At 48.9% G+C, this 17,035-nt stretch carries 18 protein-coding genes; 12 read left to right on the top strand and 6 right to left on the bottom strand.

Features of this window, described 5'->3' with window-relative positions; genetic code table 11:
* Nucleotides 1–28: 28 nt before the first annotated feature.
* Nucleotides 29–844, bottom strand: a complete 816-nt coding sequence (locus JT719_RS01955) for a murein L,D-transpeptidase catalytic domain family protein (RefSeq protein WP_207430533.1) — start codon at nucleotides 842–844, stop codon at nucleotides 29–31.
* A 189-nt stretch (nucleotides 845–1,033) separates the two neighbouring features.
* Here JT719_RS01955 and JT719_RS01960 point away from each other — a divergent pair, with 189 nt between their 5' ends.
* A complete protein-coding gene (locus JT719_RS01960; RefSeq protein ID WP_207430535.1) occupies nucleotides 1,034–1,399 on the top strand; it encodes a hypothetical protein in 366 nt (121 codons plus the stop codon).
* 72 nt (nucleotides 1,400–1,471) lie between these two features.
* On the opposite strand, the gene JT719_RS01965 is transcribed toward JT719_RS01960, so the two are convergent.
* On the bottom strand, nucleotides 1,472–2,149 hold the full coding sequence (locus tag JT719_RS01965; RefSeq protein WP_207430537.1) for a hypothetical protein: 678 nt from the start codon (nucleotides 2,147–2,149) through the stop codon (nucleotides 1,472–1,474).
* Nucleotides 2,150–2,694: 545 nt separating this feature from the next.
* Entirely contained in the window at nucleotides 2,695–3,162 is a 468-nt protein-coding gene (locus JT719_RS01970; RefSeq protein WP_207430539.1) for a DUF4199 family protein, read from the bottom strand.
* A gap of 311 nt (nucleotides 3,163–3,473) precedes the next feature.
* Here JT719_RS01970 and JT719_RS01975 point away from each other — a divergent pair, with 311 nt between their 5' ends.
* Nucleotides 3,474–5,102 (top strand): ABC-F family ATP-binding cassette domain-containing protein, encoded by a 1,629-nt coding sequence (locus JT719_RS01975; protein ID WP_207430541.1) that lies wholly within the window; start codon nucleotides 3,474–3,476, stop codon nucleotides 5,100–5,102.
* Between the two features lie 98 nt (nucleotides 5,103–5,200).
* Here the strand turns inward: JT719_RS01975 and JT719_RS01980 are convergent, their stop codons facing one another.
* Together JT719_RS01980 and JT719_RS01985 are read right to left on the bottom strand one after the other, a co-directional pair.
* The gene (locus JT719_RS01980; RefSeq protein ID WP_205504539.1) at nucleotides 5,201–5,350 is read right to left on the bottom strand and encodes a lmo0937 family membrane protein; all 150 of its coding nucleotides are present in this window, start codon (nucleotides 5,348–5,350) and stop codon (nucleotides 5,201–5,203) included.
* 54 nt (nucleotides 5,351–5,404) lie between these two features.
* A complete protein-coding gene (locus JT719_RS01985) occupies nucleotides 5,405–5,557 on the bottom strand; it encodes a lmo0937 family membrane protein (protein WP_123134062.1) in 153 nt (50 codons plus the stop codon).
* 234 nt (nucleotides 5,558–5,791) lie between these two features.
* Between JT719_RS01985 and JT719_RS01990 the strand changes: the two genes are divergently transcribed.
* Entirely contained in the window at nucleotides 5,792–6,682 is an 891-nt protein-coding gene (locus JT719_RS01990; protein ID WP_207430543.1) for a 3-hydroxyacyl-CoA dehydrogenase family protein, read from the top strand.
* A gap of 207 nt (nucleotides 6,683–6,889) precedes the next feature.
* Here the strand turns inward: JT719_RS01990 and JT719_RS01995 are convergent, their stop codons facing one another.
* Nucleotides 6,890–7,708 (bottom strand): 2,3,4,5-tetrahydropyridine-2,6-dicarboxylate N-succinyltransferase, encoded by an 819-nt coding sequence (locus JT719_RS01995; protein WP_207430545.1) that lies wholly within the window; start codon nucleotides 7,706–7,708, stop codon nucleotides 6,890–6,892.
* Between the two features lie 47 nt (nucleotides 7,709–7,755).
* On the opposite strand from JT719_RS01995, the gene JT719_RS02000 reads away from it, so the two are divergent.
* The 9 genes from JT719_RS02000 (at nucleotide 7,756) to mnmE (ending at nucleotide 16,851) form a co-directional block, all read left to right on the top strand.
* The gene (locus JT719_RS02000) at nucleotides 7,756–8,901 is read left to right on the top strand and encodes a glycosyltransferase family protein (protein WP_207430547.1); all 1,146 of its coding nucleotides are present in this window, start codon (nucleotides 7,756–7,758) and stop codon (nucleotides 8,899–8,901) included.
* A 65-nt stretch (nucleotides 8,902–8,966) separates the two neighbouring features.
* Nucleotides 8,967–9,977: a 3-oxoacyl-ACP synthase III family protein gene (locus tag JT719_RS02005; RefSeq protein WP_207430549.1), complete on the top strand. Its 1,011-nt coding sequence runs from the start codon at nucleotides 8,967–8,969 to the stop codon at nucleotides 9,975–9,977.
* A gap of 6 nt (nucleotides 9,978–9,983) precedes the next feature.
* On the top strand, nucleotides 9,984–10,643 hold the full coding sequence (locus JT719_RS02010) for a metal-dependent transcriptional regulator (protein WP_207430551.1): 660 nt from the start codon (nucleotides 9,984–9,986) through the stop codon (nucleotides 10,641–10,643).
* A gap of 21 nt (nucleotides 10,644–10,664) precedes the next feature.
* A complete protein-coding gene (locus JT719_RS02015) occupies nucleotides 10,665–11,609 on the top strand; it encodes a metal ABC transporter solute-binding protein, Zn/Mn family (protein ID WP_207430553.1) in 945 nt (314 codons plus the stop codon).
* Nucleotides 11,610–11,714: 105 nt separating this feature from the next.
* Nucleotides 11,715–12,518, top strand: coding sequence for a metal ABC transporter ATP-binding protein (locus JT719_RS02020; RefSeq protein ID WP_207430555.1), 804 nt, complete (start codon nucleotides 11,715–11,717; stop codon nucleotides 12,516–12,518).
* Complete coding sequence (locus JT719_RS02025; protein ID WP_207430557.1) at nucleotides 12,515–13,807, top strand: metal ABC transporter permease; 1,293 nt, start codon at nucleotides 12,515–12,517, stop codon at nucleotides 13,805–13,807. The genes JT719_RS02020 and JT719_RS02025 overlap by 4 nt, the downstream gene beginning before the upstream one ends.
* A 2-nt stretch (nucleotides 13,808–13,809) precedes the next feature.
* Complete coding sequence (locus JT719_RS02030) at nucleotides 13,810–14,691, top strand: metal ABC transporter permease (RefSeq protein ID WP_423227974.1); 882 nt, start codon at nucleotides 13,810–13,812, stop codon at nucleotides 14,689–14,691.
* Nucleotides 14,692–14,939: 248 nt separating this feature from the next.
* Nucleotides 14,940–15,437, top strand: a complete 498-nt coding sequence (locus JT719_RS02035) for a thioredoxin family protein (RefSeq protein WP_207430561.1) — start codon at nucleotides 14,940–14,942, stop codon at nucleotides 15,435–15,437.
* Nucleotides 15,438–15,471: 34 nt separating this feature from the next.
* Nucleotides 15,472–16,851 (top strand): tRNA uridine-5-carboxymethylaminomethyl(34) synthesis GTPase MnmE, encoded by a 1,380-nt coding sequence (gene mnmE / locus JT719_RS02040; protein ID WP_207430563.1) that lies wholly within the window; start codon nucleotides 15,472–15,474, stop codon nucleotides 16,849–16,851.
* The last annotated feature ends 184 nt before the right edge of the window (nucleotides 16,852–17,035 follow it).

Genomic DNA, 17,035 nt, shown 5'->3' on the forward strand with positions numbered 1-17,035 from the left:
TCTGCTGTTTAGGAAGAATTTGAAATTATTACTTGCTTAAAAGTTTAGCCTGCTTGGCAAGAATTTCCTGTTCAAAGTTTTTGATGGCGTTGTCAGCATCCAGGTAAGCGGAGGTGTAGTTCTGAGACTGCGCATCAATGTACAGGCAAGTACCACCTTTGATCAACTGAATCACTTTTGAGGAGATTTCGGTTGGCAAGGCAGGGCATCCGTGGCTACGGCCCAACCGCCCGTGTTGCTTAATGAAGGAGTCGCTTACGTAATTTGCACCGTGTACAACAACCGCTCTGGATTTGGCATTGGTGTTAAAACCCTTATCCAACCCGCTCAACTTCAAAGACAACCCGTGCTTGCCGGTATAGGTGTTTTCGGTTACATAAAATCCCAGGCTACTCATGTGTGAGTTTACCAGGTTAGAGAATTTAACCGCTCTGTCTGCCCCAGACCCTTCACCATGGGCTACCAGGCTGCGGTACAGAACTTTCTTTTTATCCATGTCAATCACCCAAAAGCGTCTCTCGCGGCTAGACTTATTGAAGTCAATCACCGTCAGAAGGCTTTTATTGCGATTTAATTTATTCTTCTGTTTAAGGTTGAAATAACCTGTTGCTGCTCTTCTAAATACATCAAAGCTTAAACCTGCTTTCTTCAAATCTGCCTCATCATAGAGATTGTCCAGATAGTCCTCAAAAGAATCTCTGGCAGAAGTCACTTCAGCAACCGGGGTAGTTGTAGCTACTGAAGCAGTATCAGGCTCTATTTTTCCGTTTAATGAGATGCTATGTGCAGGTATTTCGAAAGACAATAATGCGATGAAGGAAAAGGCAAAAAACTTTCTTTTCATTTCTTATTTCTTTACAAGTGCCACTATAGAAACCCTAATCCTTTCTACTTTTGTTCCCGGGTACCTGAATATACCCTTAATATATCGCTACAAATTTAAAAAACAAGCAGTTAACAACTGCAAAATTTATTAATGTACCTACACATGTTTGTAAATCTTAGCAAATTTAAAAAGAACCTTCGGGTTTCTTTGGCAACTTTGCTTATAGCTATTGCTGGTACCTCCTGCTCTTCTGATCAGAAGTTCAACTTCAACTCAGATTCCTGGAAGGCAGATCAGGATGGCTGCAAAGGAGAACGCGTTAAGCTAAAACCGCAACTGGAAGAGATCAGGTTGAAACTGATTGGTCTGCGGGAGCCCACCATAAGAGGTTTGTTTGGCAAGCCAGATTCTGAGGAACTGCTGCAGCGCAGCAATAAAATATATATCTATTACATCACTCCCGGACCTAAATGCACTACGGCTGGGCAGGCGGGCAACGCCGTCAAAAATGCCCTGGCCATCAGAATTGATGCTTTGGGGAAAGTACGGGAAGCCAACATTTTTGCCGAGTAATTTGAAAAACTGCCTAAAAAAAGAAAGCCATTCTCCCAAAAGAAGAACGGCTTTCTAGGCAAGCGTCAAACCTTAGTTTTTAACTTTCTTTTTGGTAGTTTCCGTTTTGATTTTCACCTTATCACTCTCCACTTTGGATTTACCTTCTGGTGTGATGATTTTGGTTTCAGACGGAGTAGACTTATACTTTACAGATTCTGTTTTCAGTTTCTCAGAATCCTTCTTGATTTTCATTTCACCGTTGGCAGACTCGGCTTTGAACTTGTTGTCTTCAAGTTTCACTTTGTTTGAACCGGCTTCCACTTTCACTTTGTCATCTTTCACTTTCACCTCGGCTTGAGTGGCGCCAGTGGCTGCACCCGCGGTTCCGGTAGTCACTGTAGATGAACCAGTAGTGCCGGCAGCAGTACCAGCGGCCTGGTTTGTGCTGGTAGCTTCTGTTGTAGAGGTTGAAGCAGCTCCCATAGAGGAGTTAGTACCCATTGAAGCACCAGACCCGTCACCGGTAGCTTCCATTGGTCTGCCGTCCATTTCCAGGTAAGAAGTGAATTGTTTAGGCGTTAAGATCTGAGCGAATTCCTGGTCTAGCTGAGCATTTACTTCTTTGATTTTTGAATCCCGCATCTGGGGATCATTGGCGTACATTTTCTCAATCTCGCTGAACTTGTCAAATCTGGCCTGGTTCAACGCTTTGATCTTAATGTATTGGCCTTCGTTTAATTCCAGCTCATTGTACATTTGACGGCTCATATCAAGAGCGCTCATAGAAAGAACGGCACGAGTTGTAGCAGCAGTACCAGCTAAGTTAGTTTGAGCTTGAGCAGTGAAAACGGCTCCAAGAAATAAGGCAGAGACGATAAACTTTTTCATGATGTTTTTTGACGCTTTAGGTAGAGTTATATTCAAATTGCGATTTGTTTTATATGTCCTTTAACGCAAGCGGCAAAATCCAAGTTATAGGAAATTTAATATTTTGTAATTGTACTTAACTCATAAAATTACTTGTACAAAAATATATTAGTTACAAACTTTAAAAAAATTTAAATATAGTATAAATGTCATATAAACCAGTTTATAAGCCGTTTAACTGTATTTACCTACTTTATAGGGGCTTGAACCATAACCACCAATCCAAATTCAACAGCACTCCCCTATGACAAAGACCAATGCAATCCTTCTTAACAAATCCTGCAGAATCCCATTTACAGAGCAATCATAACTAGCTAATCCAGGTCAATAAAAAACCCGACTATCACTAGCCGGGTTTTTAGACTTTTATAAAGCTTTCAGGCAAATCAATCAGTTGTCATTTTGTGATCTGGACGTTTGAAGTATTGCATGGCCAGGTACGCAATGAAAGGGCCCAATACAACCCCCATCAGTATCCAGGTAGTGGCCAGAAGCCAGATAGCTGGTTCATCTCCGGCTGCGTCATCTACTGAGTAAGGGTAAGAATACGCCATATTAAACAGGTAGTCTCCTAAAACCTGGGCAATGGTATACACCACCGAGGATACAAACCCTACCATAAACCCTACCCCAATTCCCTCCAGGTAATTAAGGAAGCCATTCTTAAGTGCTTTGTGCCGTTTAATGCCAAGGCAAACCCCTACTACTAAAATCACCCCCGTCAGGAAATGGAGGGACGTTACATCTGACAATCCCGTTAATATGAGAAGAAGATGATATGCAATAGCTGCTATACCTGTCATCAGTCCAATGTAGGTACCTGTTCTTTGTACCGATATGCTACGTTGTTCCATGTTAAGTTTTATTTCGTTTTAGTTTCTTTTCCCAGAGATTGGGTCTGTAACCTCAATTCTCACACTGTAAATATTGATTCTTGTATACTAGATAAAGGCGGGCGGTGTTGTGATAATCCCATTTTTTTTACTTGGTCAAGAGCTGTTACCTCTGCTATAAGGAAGGAAAATTTGCTGAACTAGTTTAATTGATTGATTGTCTGTATAGAAAGCCAGAAAACCATGAAAGTTGAAAAGCGCCCGGAATAAGGGGCTTTTCAGTTCTTTTGGTAACTTCGCCCTTAGAAACTCTATACTATATATATAAGAGCATGATCAGCACCAGCAACGTTAGCCTTAGATACGGCAAGCGTACCCTTTTTGAAGATGTAACCATCAAGTTTTCTCCCGGCAACTGCTACGGCCTTATTGGCGCAAACGGAGCCGGTAAGTCAACTTTCCTGAAGATATTGTCCGGCGAGATTGACCCCAATACTGGTACGGTGGACATCCCGGCTAAAATGCGCATGGCGGTTCTGAAACAGAACCACTATGAGTACGATGAATTCCCGGTGCTCCAGACCGTGATCATGGGCCACAAGCGTTTGTGGGACATCATGAACGAGAAAGACGCCATTTACGCCAAAGAAGACTTCACCGAGGAAGACGGCATGCGCGCCTCTGAACTGGAGGCCGAATTTGCTGACATGGAAGGCTGGAACGCCGAATACGAAGCCGGTGAATTGCTGAGCGGCTTGGGTATCTCCCCAGACCTGCACTACACCCTCATGAAAGATTTGGGTGGTAACGAGAAAATCAGGGTCTTACTGGCGCAAGCCTTGTTTGGTAACCCAGACATTCTGCTGCTGGATGAGCCTACCAACCACCTGGATGCGGAATCTATCATGTGGCTGGAGAACTTCCTGGGCAACTTCCAGAACACGGTGATTGTGGTATCACACGACCGTCACTTCCTGGATGCGGTGTGTACGCACATTGCTGATATTGACTTCGGTAAAATCAAGCTTTATGCCGGTAACTACTCGTTCTGGTATGAATCAAGCCAATTAGCCTTAAAGCAGCGCACTGAAGCCAACAAGAAAACCGAGGACAAGCGGAAAGAATTGCAGGCGTTTATTGCCCGTTTTAGCGCAAACGCGTCTAAATCAAAGCAGGCTACTTCCCGGGCCAAATTGCTGGAGAAACTTACCCTGGAGGACATTCAGCCATCCAGCCGCCGCTACCCGTACATCCAGTTCAAACAGGAGCGCGAGGCCGGTAACCAGTTATTATTGGTCGAGGACCTGACCGCCAGCACCGAAGAAGGTGTCATCTTCAAAGATGTAACGTTCACGGTTGACAAGAAAGACAAGATTGCCGTTATCAGCAGAAATGACCTGGCGGCTACTACTTTCTTTAAAATCATCATGGGCGAGCAAGCCCCGGAGCAAGGCGAGTTCAAGTGGGGAACCACCATCAGCACCGCTTACTTCCCGAAAGACAACAACGAGTTCTTCCAGACCGACCTGAACCTGGTAGACTGGCTGCGTCAGTTCTCCGTGGAGAAAGACGAGAGCTTCATCCGTGGCTTCCTGGGCCGTATGTTGTTCTCCGGCGAGGAATCTCTGAAGAAAGCCAGCGTGTTGTCTGGAGGTGAAAAAGTGCGTTGTATGTTGTCTCGTATGATGTTGCAAAGCGGTAACATGCTGGTACTGGACGAGCCTACCAACCACCTGGACCTGGAGTCTATCACGGCCCTGAACAACGGCTTGAAAGAATACCAGGGTTCACTCCTGTTCAGCTCCCATGACTTGCAGTTTGTAGACACTATTGCTACCCGCATCATTGAACTGACTCCTAAAGGAATCATAGACAAACGCATGTCTTACGATGAGTACCTCACCAATGAAGACATCAAAGCCCTGAGAGCTCAGATGTACGGCGTGAGTTCTCTAGTATAAGAACGACGTTTTAACCTTAAATTTCAGAAAACATGCATAAAACAAGAAGGGCGCCTTACAGGGCGCCCTTCTTGTTTTATCGGTAAAGCCATCTGGCTTTACCCGCGTATCAATCTTAGCAAAACGGCAATGATGGCGATTACCAGTAACACGTGAATAACGCCACCCACAGTATCGCCGAATCCTAAGAACCCGATGAGCCATAAAATCACAAGCACTACCGCAATGATGTACAGTAAGTTTCCCATAATTTTATTTCAATCCTGTTTGTACAGAAGGTATCTATATTAGTCAGCGGTAGATCAGGCTCGGCGTATCACACGCAGCAATACGGCAATAATCGCAATTACCAATAGTACGTGAATGATGCCCCCTACTTGATCACCGAATCCTAAGAACCCGATCAGCCAGATAATTACCAGCACTACTGCGATGATATACAATAGATTTCCCATAGTTTTAGTTGTGTTTGGTTAGTTGATTGTTTGTCTGGCCATCATTCCAGATGACCCTTATAGTGATTTTTCTGCTTGTACGCAAGAATATTTTAAAAGATTTATATAGACATACAAAATATAGTAAGTAGTTCGTTATGTGCTTTTTAGTTTTTATAAGCCCATTTTCCCTACTTGCTCACCTGCAGAATTATCATAGCTTTGCGGCTGATCTCACTAACTAACGCTTATTCTATGAACATAGCCGTAATTGGATCTGGCACCATGGGCAACGGAATCGCCCACGTTTTCGCGCAGAACGGTTTCCCCGTTGCATTGATAGATATATCTCAGGAGTCGCTTACTAAAGCCCTGGGCACCATCTCCAAGAACCTGGACAGAATGGTAGCCAAAGGCACCACCACTGAGGAACAGAAGCAGGAAACCTTAGGCAGAATCTCCACCCACACCGAACTTCAGGCAGGGGTACGCGAGGCAGATCTGGTGGTAGAGGCGGCCACCGAAAACGTTGACATCAAGCTAGACCTTTTCCGGCAACTGGATGCATTTACCAAGCCTTCCTGCATCCTGGCCAGCAACACCTCCTCTATTTCCATCACCAAGATTGCTTCTGTGACGCAGCGGCCCGACAAGGTGATTGGAATGCACTTCATGAACCCGGTTCCGGTGATGAAACTGGTGGAAGTGATCAGAGGCTATTCTACCTCTGACGAAGTAACCACTCAAATTCTTGACCTTTCCAAAGAACTAGGCAAAATACCCGCCGAAGCAAACGATTATCCGGGTTTCGTGGCCAACCGTATTCTCATGCCCATGATCAACGAGGCTATTTACACCTTGTTTGAAGGAGTGGCCCGCGTGGAGGAGATTGACACCATCATGAAACTGGGGATGGCTCACCCCATGGGACCACTGCAGCTCGCCGATTTCATTGGCCTAGACGTTTGCTTGTCTATTCTGCGCGTGCTGCATGATGGTTTCGGGAACCCCAAGTATGCTCCTTGCCCTCTGTTGGTGAACATGGTACAGGCCGGGCACAAGGGCGTGAAAAGCGGTCAAGGTTTTTACAGCTACAGCCACGGCACCAAAGAGTTAGTTGTAGCCGATACTTTCAAAAAGCGGTAAGCAAAGTGTCTTTCCATAAAGAAAGCGTTTTGAGGCTGATTTCAGGATAACAACATTAAAACGCTGCATTCTTTTAGTACTGTGTCAAAGCGGCCTACTTCAAATACTACTTGCTCCCTAAGCACAGAAAACCTTAAAACAAAAACAGAAAGGGCCGGCAAATTGCCGGCCCTTTCTGTTTTTGGAGTGTTTTAAAGAAAACTGCACTTAAACGGCAACCGCATTTTCGCGCAGGGCATCGTTCAGAGAGGTTTTCAGGTCAGTGCTTTCCTTGCGTTTACCGATGATCAGGGCACAAGGAACCTGGAATTGGCCGGCCGGGAATTCTTTGGTGTAGGAACCAGGAATAACCACGGAACGCGGCGGCACATAGCCTTTGTACTCCACTGGCTCAGAACCCGTCACGTCAATGATTTTAGAAGAACCGGTAATGCACACGTTCGCGCCAATCACGGCCTCTTTGCCAATGTGGCAACCCTCCACCAGGATACTGCGCGAACCGATGAAGGCTCCATCTTCCACGATCACCGGAGCAGCCTGAACAGGCTCTAACACCCCGCCAAGGCCCACGCCACCGCTCAGGTGCACGTTCTTGCCCACCTGTGCGCAAGAACCAACCGTGGCCCATGTGTCTACCATGGTTCCCTCGTCTACGTAGGCGCCAATGTTGGTATAAGAAGGCATCAGGATAACGCCTTTGGAAATATAAGCACCATAACGGGCCAAAGCGTGAGGTACCACCCTGATTCCCAGTTGAGCGAAGCCGCTCTTCAACGGAATTTTATCGTGGAATTCAAAAGGACCGGCTTCAATGGTTTCCATCTGCTGGATAGGGAAATACATCAGCACGGCTTTCTTCACCCACTCATTTACCTGCCATTTCTCGGTATTGGTAGGCTCCGCCACGCGAAGTTCACCGCGGTCTAGTAGTTGAATTACCCAACGGATAGCTTCCTGGGTGGGCTTTTGGTTAAGCAACGTCCGGTCTTCCCAGGCGCTCTCTATGGTTGCTCGTAAATCGTTCATGTTGTCTTTGTGAAAGAATAAGATGCCAAAATTATTAAATTGTGGCGATGATTCGAAAACGAATTCTGCTGGCTTCCCTGTTGAAGCCGGTTTCTGATACCCGCATGTATGAGAAAATCGGGTTGAGCCTGGCGAAACTCCCGCAGGTGGAAGTGCATGTGGCGGGCTACAAAGCTCCTTTACCTACTCACCCCCAGGATAATAAAATCACTTTCCATCCTGTTTTTTATTTCAAACGGATATCATTAGGCCGCCTATGGGCCCAGTTGAAGTACTGGAGGCTTCTGAAAAAAGTAAAGCCGGCGCTTTTGGTGGTGGGTACCCATGAATTACTGCCTTTGGCGTGGTTGTACTGCCGCCTGCATTCCTGCAAACTGGTGTATGACGTGCAGGAGAACTATTTTCTTAATCTTATCACCCAGCAGGTGTACCCTGGCCTTTTAGGTAAAATCATGGGCTACACTGTTAAAGGTCTGGAACACGCCATAGCACCTTCCATTGATCACTTCTTTCTAGCCGAGGAAGCCTATAGCCGGGAATTGACGTTTATAGGACAACTCTACACCGTTCTGCAAAATAAGTACCTGCCCCCTCCTACTCAGGATACTTCATTACAAAGTTTATTGCCAGTGATTCTGGAAGATAAGAAACCGTTACGACTATTGTACTCCGGCACCATCTCCCAGCTATACGGAGTTATGGAAGCCATCACTTTCACCCAAAGCCTACGGCAATGGGTACCTTCTGCGGAGCTTACCATCATAGGCTACTGCGCGGACGCGACTTTCCTGGAGGAAGTACGAGCCCGGTTGGCACCTCTTCCCTTTGTTACTTTATTGGGAGGTGACACCTTGGTGCCACACACGGAAATTCTTGCCCAGGAAAAACTACACCATATTGGCTTGTTGCCTTACCGGCCACACCCCAGCACGTTTACCTGCGTACCAACCAAGCTGTTTGAGTACATAGGAAATGGCTTGGTAGTGGTCATGGAGTCTAATCCGCTTTGGCAGAAAATCCTACAGGACCACGAAGCCGGGGTGGTGTTGCCCTTCGCCCGGCCAATTACTCCCAAAAAGATAGAGGCACTCCTGAAAAAACCGTACTACAGCAAGGGAATTCCTGAACAGGTTTTCTGGGCAGCAGAAGAGACTAACGTGCAGGCAGTTGTTGCCTCACTTTTGAAGGTTTAGCCCATCAGAAAATAAATTTAGGCAAACCTAAACTTTTATTTCAATACACGTATATTTACGCAACTATGACGAAAGAACTAAGAAATTCGCGCATTGCTGGCTTAGGCCACTTTGTGCCCGAGAAAGTAGTGAAAAACGCTGATCTGGAGAAACTCATGGATACTTCAGATGCCTGGATTGTGGAGCGGACCGGTATCCATGAACGCCATTACTTTGAACCCGGCAAGGACACCACTACCAATATGGCGGCCCGTGCCGCGCGCAAAGCCCTGGAGCAAGCTGGCCTGGAGCCAAAAGATCTGGACATGATCGTTTTCGCCACGTTGAGCCCCGACTATTTCTTCCCGGGTTCGGGTGTGTTGTTGCAGCGGGAACTGGGCATCTCTGAGATTCCGGCGTTTGACGTACGTAACCAATGTTCGGGCTTTATCTACTCTCTTTCCTTAGCCGATCAGTTCATTAAAACCGGCATGTACAACAACGTGCTAGTAGTAGGTTCTGAGATTCATTCTTCGGGACTGGACTTCTCTGATCGGGGTCGGGCGGTATCCGTGATATTTGGCGATGGCGCCGGGGCAGCGGTATTGGTACCTTCCGAAAGCACAGACCGCGGTATTCTCTCCACGCATCTGCACGCCCAAGGCGAGTTTGCCGAGGAATTGATGGCCGTTGGCCCGTCCAGCAACGAACCTGAGCGCATTACGCACGAGATGATTGACAACGGCACCATTTTCCCGGTGATGAACGGCAGCACGGTATTCAAGCACGCAGTTACCCGGTTCCCTGAGGTCATTAACGAAGCACTTACCCAGAACGGAGTAACGGCCGAGGATCTAAGCTTAGTGGTTCCGCATCAGGCAAATTTGCGCATCACGCAGTTCATCCAGCAGAAGATGAAATTGCCAGACAACAAGATATTCAGCAACATACAGAAATACGGAAATACCACCGCTGCTTCAGTGCCTATTGCTTTGTCTGAGGCCTATGAAGAAGGCCGAATCAAAGAAGGTGATTTAGTGTGTCTGGCGGCTTTTGGAAGTGGCTTCACCTGGGCTTCGGCCTTAATACGCTGGTAAGACAACATGCACAGTACCGCGGAAGAAAACTACATCAAGGCCATCTACAAGTTATCGGGTGGCGGAGCCAACGCAGTAAGCACCACGGCACTGTCTGAAACCCTTGAAACCAAACCGGCCTCGGTGAGCGACATGCTGCGTAAGCTCAGCGCCAAAGACCTGGTGCATTACGTGAAGTATTACGGCGTGCAACTCACCGAGGAAGGGAAACGGGTGGCCCTGAAGATCATCCGGAAACACCGCCTCTGGGAAGTGTTTTTGGTGCAGAAACTTCATTTCACCTGGGACGAAGTGCATGAAGTGGCTGAGCAGATGGAGCACGTGAAGTCTGAATTGCTCATCCAGCGGCTGGACGAGTTCCTGGGCCACCCGCGCGTTGATCCGCACGGTGACCCAATTCCCAGCGAGGCCGGTGAGTTGCGCCAGGAAGAACAGCGGGTGCTGTCTTCGTTAGCGGTGGAGCAGAAAGGGGTGGTTTGCCGGGTAAAAGACTCTCAGCCCGCCTTTCTGCAGTACCTCAACAAAGTGGGCATCCAGATAGGCTCCCAATTGCAAGTAGTAGATAAAATTCCTTATGATAACTCCCTGGAGATAAGCATAGATAAAAACAGATCCGTGATCTTGTCTTCAGACGTACTGGAAAAGATTTTTGTCATCAATCCATAGGTGCGTTTTCGCGCTGCTTTTATGAAACTAGCCCTGAAACGCTTTTTACCTTTCCCGTTTATCACCCTGCTCCTGCTGCTGACGGCCTGCGAACCAGAGAATACTCCCGGTGCCAGAGCCCACCAGCAAGGCAAGCTGTATATAGTGACCACTACCGGAATTTTGCGGGATGCCGTGGCCAACGTGGTAGGTGACCAGGCGGTGGTACAAGCGCTGATGGGCCCGGGAGTGGATCCTCACCTATACAAAGCCGCCTTAGGCGACTTGCAGACCCTGCGGGAGGCCGATATCATTATCTACAACGGGCTGCACCTGGAAGGCAAAATGGGCGAAGTGTTGGAGAAGGTATCACGCCAGAAAAAGGTGTGGGCCGCCGCCGAAGGAGTACCAGAAGCCCAACTGCGTAAAACTCCAGAGTTTCAGGACAGCTATGATCCGCACATCTGGTTTGACGTACAGCTTTGGAGCCAGGCCGTGGAACACCTCTCCCGCAAATTGCAGGAACAGGACCAGGCCCACGCAACTCAGTACCAGGCTAACACCCAACGGTACAAAAGCCAGCTAGACAGTCTGCACCAATGGACCACCAAGGAAATTGCTTCTATTCCTGCTCAACAACGGATCCTGATTACGGCGCACGATGCCTTCGGGTATTTTGGGCGGGCCTACCAGATTCAGGTGCAAGGGCTACAGGGCATTTCCACCGTGTCTGAGTTTGGACTGCAGGATGTGTCTTCGCTGGTGAATTTCATTGTCTCGCGCAAGGTGAAAGCCGTTTTCGTGGAGAGTTCTGTCTCACAGAAAGCCATTGAGGCGGTGCTGGAGGGTTGTCGGCAGAAAGGTCATGAGGTAAAACTGGGCGGCACCCTTTACTCTGATGCCTTGGGCGAGGCAGGCGGACCAGCCGGTACGTACATGGGAATGGTGCGGGCGAATGTGACCAAGATTGTCTCTGCCCTACGGTAGAAGAACATAAAGTAGTACGGGACAGGTGTTTTATGATCCTTTTCCTAAAACTAAGCTTAAAACGCGAATCATAATTTGAGAGTACTTTACTAAGCAACTAGGCGCATGATACAACACGTGGAAGATCCGGTTTTAGAGGTGCATGACTTAACAGTGAGCTATCAGCGCAAACCGGTATTGTGGGATGTGGATTTGACTTTACCCAAGCAGTCGTTGGTGGGCATCATTGGTCCTAACGGGGCGGGTAAATCTACGTTGATCAAGGCAATTATGGGGCTGCTCCCGCTTAACAGCGGGTATGTAGAGCTGTTTGGCAAACCGTTAGACGAAATTCGGAAAAGGGTTAGCTACGTTCCCCAACGCGAATCGGTGGACTGGGATTTCCCGGCTTCGGCCCTAGACGTAGCCATGATGGGTACCTACGGGCAACTGGGGCTTTTCAAAAGACCGGGCGCCAAACAACGGCAACTAGCCATGGAAGCCTTGGAAAAAGTGGGCATGCAGGATTTTGCCAACCGGCAAATCTCCCAGTTATCCGGCGGGCAGCAGCAGCGCGTTTTCCTGTCCCGTGCCCTGGCCCAGGACGCTGATCTGTACCTCATGGACGAACCATTTGCCGGAGTAGACATCGCTACCGAAACCGCCATTATTGGCCTTTTGCGCCAGATGCGCGATGCCGGGAAAACCGTTGTGGTGGTGCATCATGACCTGCAATCGGCCCAAGATTATTTTGACTGGATCATTCTGCTGAACATGCGCCTGGTAGCTTCTGGCCCCACAGAGGAAACCCTCACCCCTGCTTTGCTGGAGAAAACGTACGGCGGCCGCCTCACTGAACTTAGCCGGGTGAGCGACCTGCTGCACAAACAGAACTTTCCTATCAGAGAAACCAAACCGACCCGCAAATGAACACGCTATGGGAATTCCTGAGCATGTCCGATGCCAACGTTAGGTTTGTGACCATTGGCTCGGTTTTGCTGGCGGCCAGTTCCGCGGTGGTGGGTTGCTTTACCGTGCTCCGGAAAAGGGCCTTGGTAGGCGATGCCGTGGCGCATGCGGTGCTGCCGGGCGTGTGCCTGGCCTTTATCTTAACCGGTGAGAAGAACCCATTGATTTTGCTCCTGGGTTCTTTTTTGACGGGTTGGCTGTCTTTGATCATCATTGATTTTATCTCTGCCAACAGCCGCATCAAGGAAGACACCGCCATAGGCTTGGTGCTTTCGGTGTTCTTCGGGATAGGCATTCTGTTTTTGACCTCTATTCAGCATTCTGGCAACGAAAACCAAAGCGGGCTGGACAAATTCCTCTTCGGGAGCGCGGCGGCTTTGGTGGGCCAGGACCTGATTACGTTTGGAGCCGTGGCTCTGCTGTTGCTCATCTGCGTGACCCTGCTCTACAAAGAGTTCAAGTTGCTCAGTTTTGATCCGGCCTATGCCCGCACCATTGGTTTGCCGGTGCGGGGGTTGGAACTGCTGCTTACCACCTTAACGGTTTTGGCGGTGGTAGTAGGCATCCAATCGGTGGGCGTGGTGCTTATGTCGGCCATGCTTATTACTCCGGCCGCCGCTGCCCGCTTCTGGACCGATCGGTTAGGCGCCATGGTCATTATAGCCGCGTCCATGAGTGCCTTTTGTGGTGCAACAGGAGCCTTTGTTTCGTTTACTGCCCCTGCTATGCCCACCGGCCCCTGGATTGTGATGCTGCTTTCCATGCTTGCCCTGCTCTCGTTTATGTTTGCGCCTAAAAAAGGAATCCTGGCCCGGTACCTGTTGCAGCGCCGCATAAGAAAGCAAATGGCCCGCGAGAACATCCTGAAAACCCTCTTCCATCTGGGGGAGGACACCGGGGAATACAGCCACAGCTATTCCAAAAAACAAATTAAGCAGCGGCGCAGACAGCCCTTGTTCCAAATGAAAAGCAGCATGCAGGAGCTGCGTAGAAAAAACCTGATCAGGAAAGGCCCAGAAGGTTGGTCGCTCACTGAGGCCGGAAAAAAAGAAGCCCAACGGGTGGTCCGCCTGCACCGCCTCTGGGAACTGTACCTGACGGAGTACCTGCAGGTAGCCTCTGACCACGTGCACGAAGATGCCGAAACCATTGAACACGTTCTCACCCCAGAACTGGAACAACGGCTGGAGGAGCTTTTGAACCACCCCACCGCTGATCCGCACCAATCATCCATTCCGCAACAGCCATGAACATAGATGCATTCTGGATAATCTTCACGGGCTCGCTGGTGGCCATCTGCTGCAGTTTACTAGGCTGCTTCCTGATTCTGCGCCGCATGGCCATGGTAGGCGACGCCATCTCCCACGCGGTGCTGCCGGGAATTGTGCTGGCCTTTCTTTTCAGCGGTTCCCGCGAAGTCTGGACCATGCTCCTCGGGGCCGCCGCATTGGGCGTGGCCTGTACGTTCCTGATAGAGTTCTTCCACAAAAAGGCCCTAGTGCAGGCCGATGCCTCCATTGGCGTTACGTTCACCTGGCTATTTGCTTTGGGTATCATCCTGATTTCGGTTTACGCCGGCAAGGTTGACCTTGACCAGGATTGCGTGCTATATGGTGAGATTGCCTACGTACCCCTAGACCTCTGGCTCACCGAAACGGGTATGAACCTGGGGCCCCGCACTGTCTGGATCATTGGGGGAGTTCTCTTGATTCTGCTACTGTTCATCAGCTTGTTCTACAAACAATTATACCTCACATCCTTTGACCCGGCCTTTGCCGCGGCTATCGGAATCTCCACCACCCTTTGGTATTACCTCTTGATGGGTGCCGTTTCCCTTACCACCGTAGCCGCCTTTGAATCTGTGGGAGCTATTCTGGTGGTAGCTTTGATGGTGGGTCCGCCCGCCACCGCCTACCTCCTCACAGATAATCTGAAGAAGATACTCGTCATTTCTTCCCTTCTGGGAGTGATTGCCTCGGCGGCTGGTTTTTACCTGGCTTTATGGCTGAACGGCTCCGTGGCCGGGGCAATCTCCGCCGTGATTGGGTTGCAGTTTCTGCTGGCCTTTGTCTTCTCCCCTACCCACGGGCTTATCTCCCGCAGGCGCATCAGAACCGCAGTAGCCAGGGCGTAACAATTTGGAGCTAGTGCTTCCTGCTGCCAGAATCTTCGGGTAAGATAGTGAGGCTGATTTCGGCCTGATTTTGGGAAAGTACAGCTAAAACACTGTTCAGGAATTCTTATCCAGAAGGTAAAACCAGGAATTTGATCTGGTACATACAATAGTTTGGCAGCCTGCACGTAATCAGAAAAGAAACCTATAGTTGGATTAAACCCACTTAGGTGCTCATTCAAGTAGATAAAGCTATTTCTTAACTTTAGATGTTCCACTTACTTCTTATTCTGCAGGTACTCTTCACCTGGATATGGCTTCCTTCAGCCCCGGCAGCTTCTGCTCCTTCCAGCTATGTGGCTCCTGCCGAGAAACTTACCTGGCTTACCTTAGACCAGGCCATCGAAAAAAGCAAAAAACAACCCCGCAAAATTCTAATTGACGTGTATACCGATTGGTGCGGCTGGTGCAAAAAGATGGACAAACAAGTGTACCAGAACCCCGAGGTTATCAAAAAGCTGAACAGCGACTTTTACGTAGTCAAACTGAACGCTGAACAGCGCCAGCCTATCACAATTCAGGGACGTACGTACCGATACGCAGAAAAGTACCGAAGCCATGAACTTGCCCTGGCCCTCCTGAAAGGCGAGATGAGTTACCCTTCCACGGTGTTTCTCAACGAGAAGCAGCAAGTGATGGAGCGGGTTCCCGGTTATATACCACCCAAAGATTTTCTGCGTGCTTTGTCGTACCTTTCGGAAAAATAGCCTGTAAACGGCTGATTACTTAGGAGTAAATACATTGATACCTTCCGTTCTTTCCAAAGATACCATTGTGGCCCTGTCCACCGCCGTCGGGCACGGAGCCATTGCTGTCATCAGGCTCTCCGGGCCAGAAGCCATTCCCATTGTGCAGAGCGTTTTCAAAGGCAAGAATCTGCAGAACCAGCCCTCGCACACGCTGCATTTCGGGACCATCCGGGACGAGGATAAAATTCTGGACGAGGTGGTGGTGTCGCTTTTCAAAGGCCCTAATTCCTATACCAAGGAAGATGTCATAGAGGTTTCCTGCCACGGATCGCCTTACATCACCGAGCAGATTATTAAGTTGTTCCTCCGCAAAGGTGCCCGCCTGGCCGAGCCGGGCGAGTTCACCAAGCGCGCTTTCCTGAACGGTCAGTTTGACCTGGCCCAGGCCGAGGCCGTTGCCGACCTTATTGCCTCTGATTCTGCCCTCACCCACCAGGTAGCCATGAAACAGATGCGCGGCGGGTTCTCACAGGAAATAAAAGCCCTTAGAGCGCAGCTGATCCATTTCGCCTCCATGATTGAACTGGAGCTGGACTTCAGCGAGGAGGACGTAGAGTTCGCTGATCGCGATGCCCTTCGCCGGCTTATCTCCTCCCTTCAGCGCCTCATCACCGATCTGCTGCAGTCGTTTGAGATGGGCAACGTGCTGAAAAACGGAGTTCCCACCGTGATCGCCGGAAAACCCAACGCCGGAAAATCAACCCTGCTCAACGCCCTTTTGAACGAGGAGAAAGCCATTGTTTCTGACATCCCAGGCACCACCCGCGATGTGATTGAAGACGAAGCTATCATAAACGGCATTCGTTTCCGGTTTATAGATACCGCTGGCTTGCGGGAAACCCAAGACACCGTAGAAGCCATTGGCGTGGCCCGTACCAAAGAGCAGCTGCAAAAAGCCGCCCTGGTGTTGTACCTTTTTGATCTTTCCTCTACTTCCCCGGAAGAGCTTCAGGAAGAGATTTCGGTCTTGAATCTGCCCGAGGTTCCCTCCCTATTTATCGGGAACAAAAGAGACCTGGCTACTGCAGAGCAACTCACGGCTTTTGAAAATCTGGAAAACAGTGTGTTCATCTCTGCGGGGACAAAAGACGGCTTGGAAGAATTGAAACAAGTGCTACTAGAACAGGTTCACGCCAATGAAGCCATGACGGGCGACCGCACCATTGTCACTAATCTGCGCCATTTCCAAAGCCTCCAGAAAACATCTGATGCCTTGCAGGAGGTTTTAAGAGGATTGGATGGTGGCCTCACCGGAGACTGGCTTGCCGCTGATATCCGCCGCTGTCTGTTCTATTTAGGAGAGATTACCGGTGAGATCACAACGGATGATTTGCTCGATAACATCTTTACTAAATTTTGCATCGGAAAGTAACCTTAATAAATAACTACATAACATTACTTAGCAAAAAGCCCTTAATACTATTTATAAGGGCTTTTTTTATGTCAATATTAGTGGTTGTTTACTGATGTTAAACATATACTTATCACATTTTTTGTACCTCACTTGTACCATACCCAAGGCATTTGCACCTGTAAACACTTTTAAGGAGAGTTCT

This window comes from Sabulibacter ruber, from assembly GCF_017355955.1.
GTDB classification, from domain to species: domain Bacteria; phylum Bacteroidota; class Bacteroidia; order Cytophagales; family Hymenobacteraceae; genus Nibribacter; species Nibribacter ruber_A.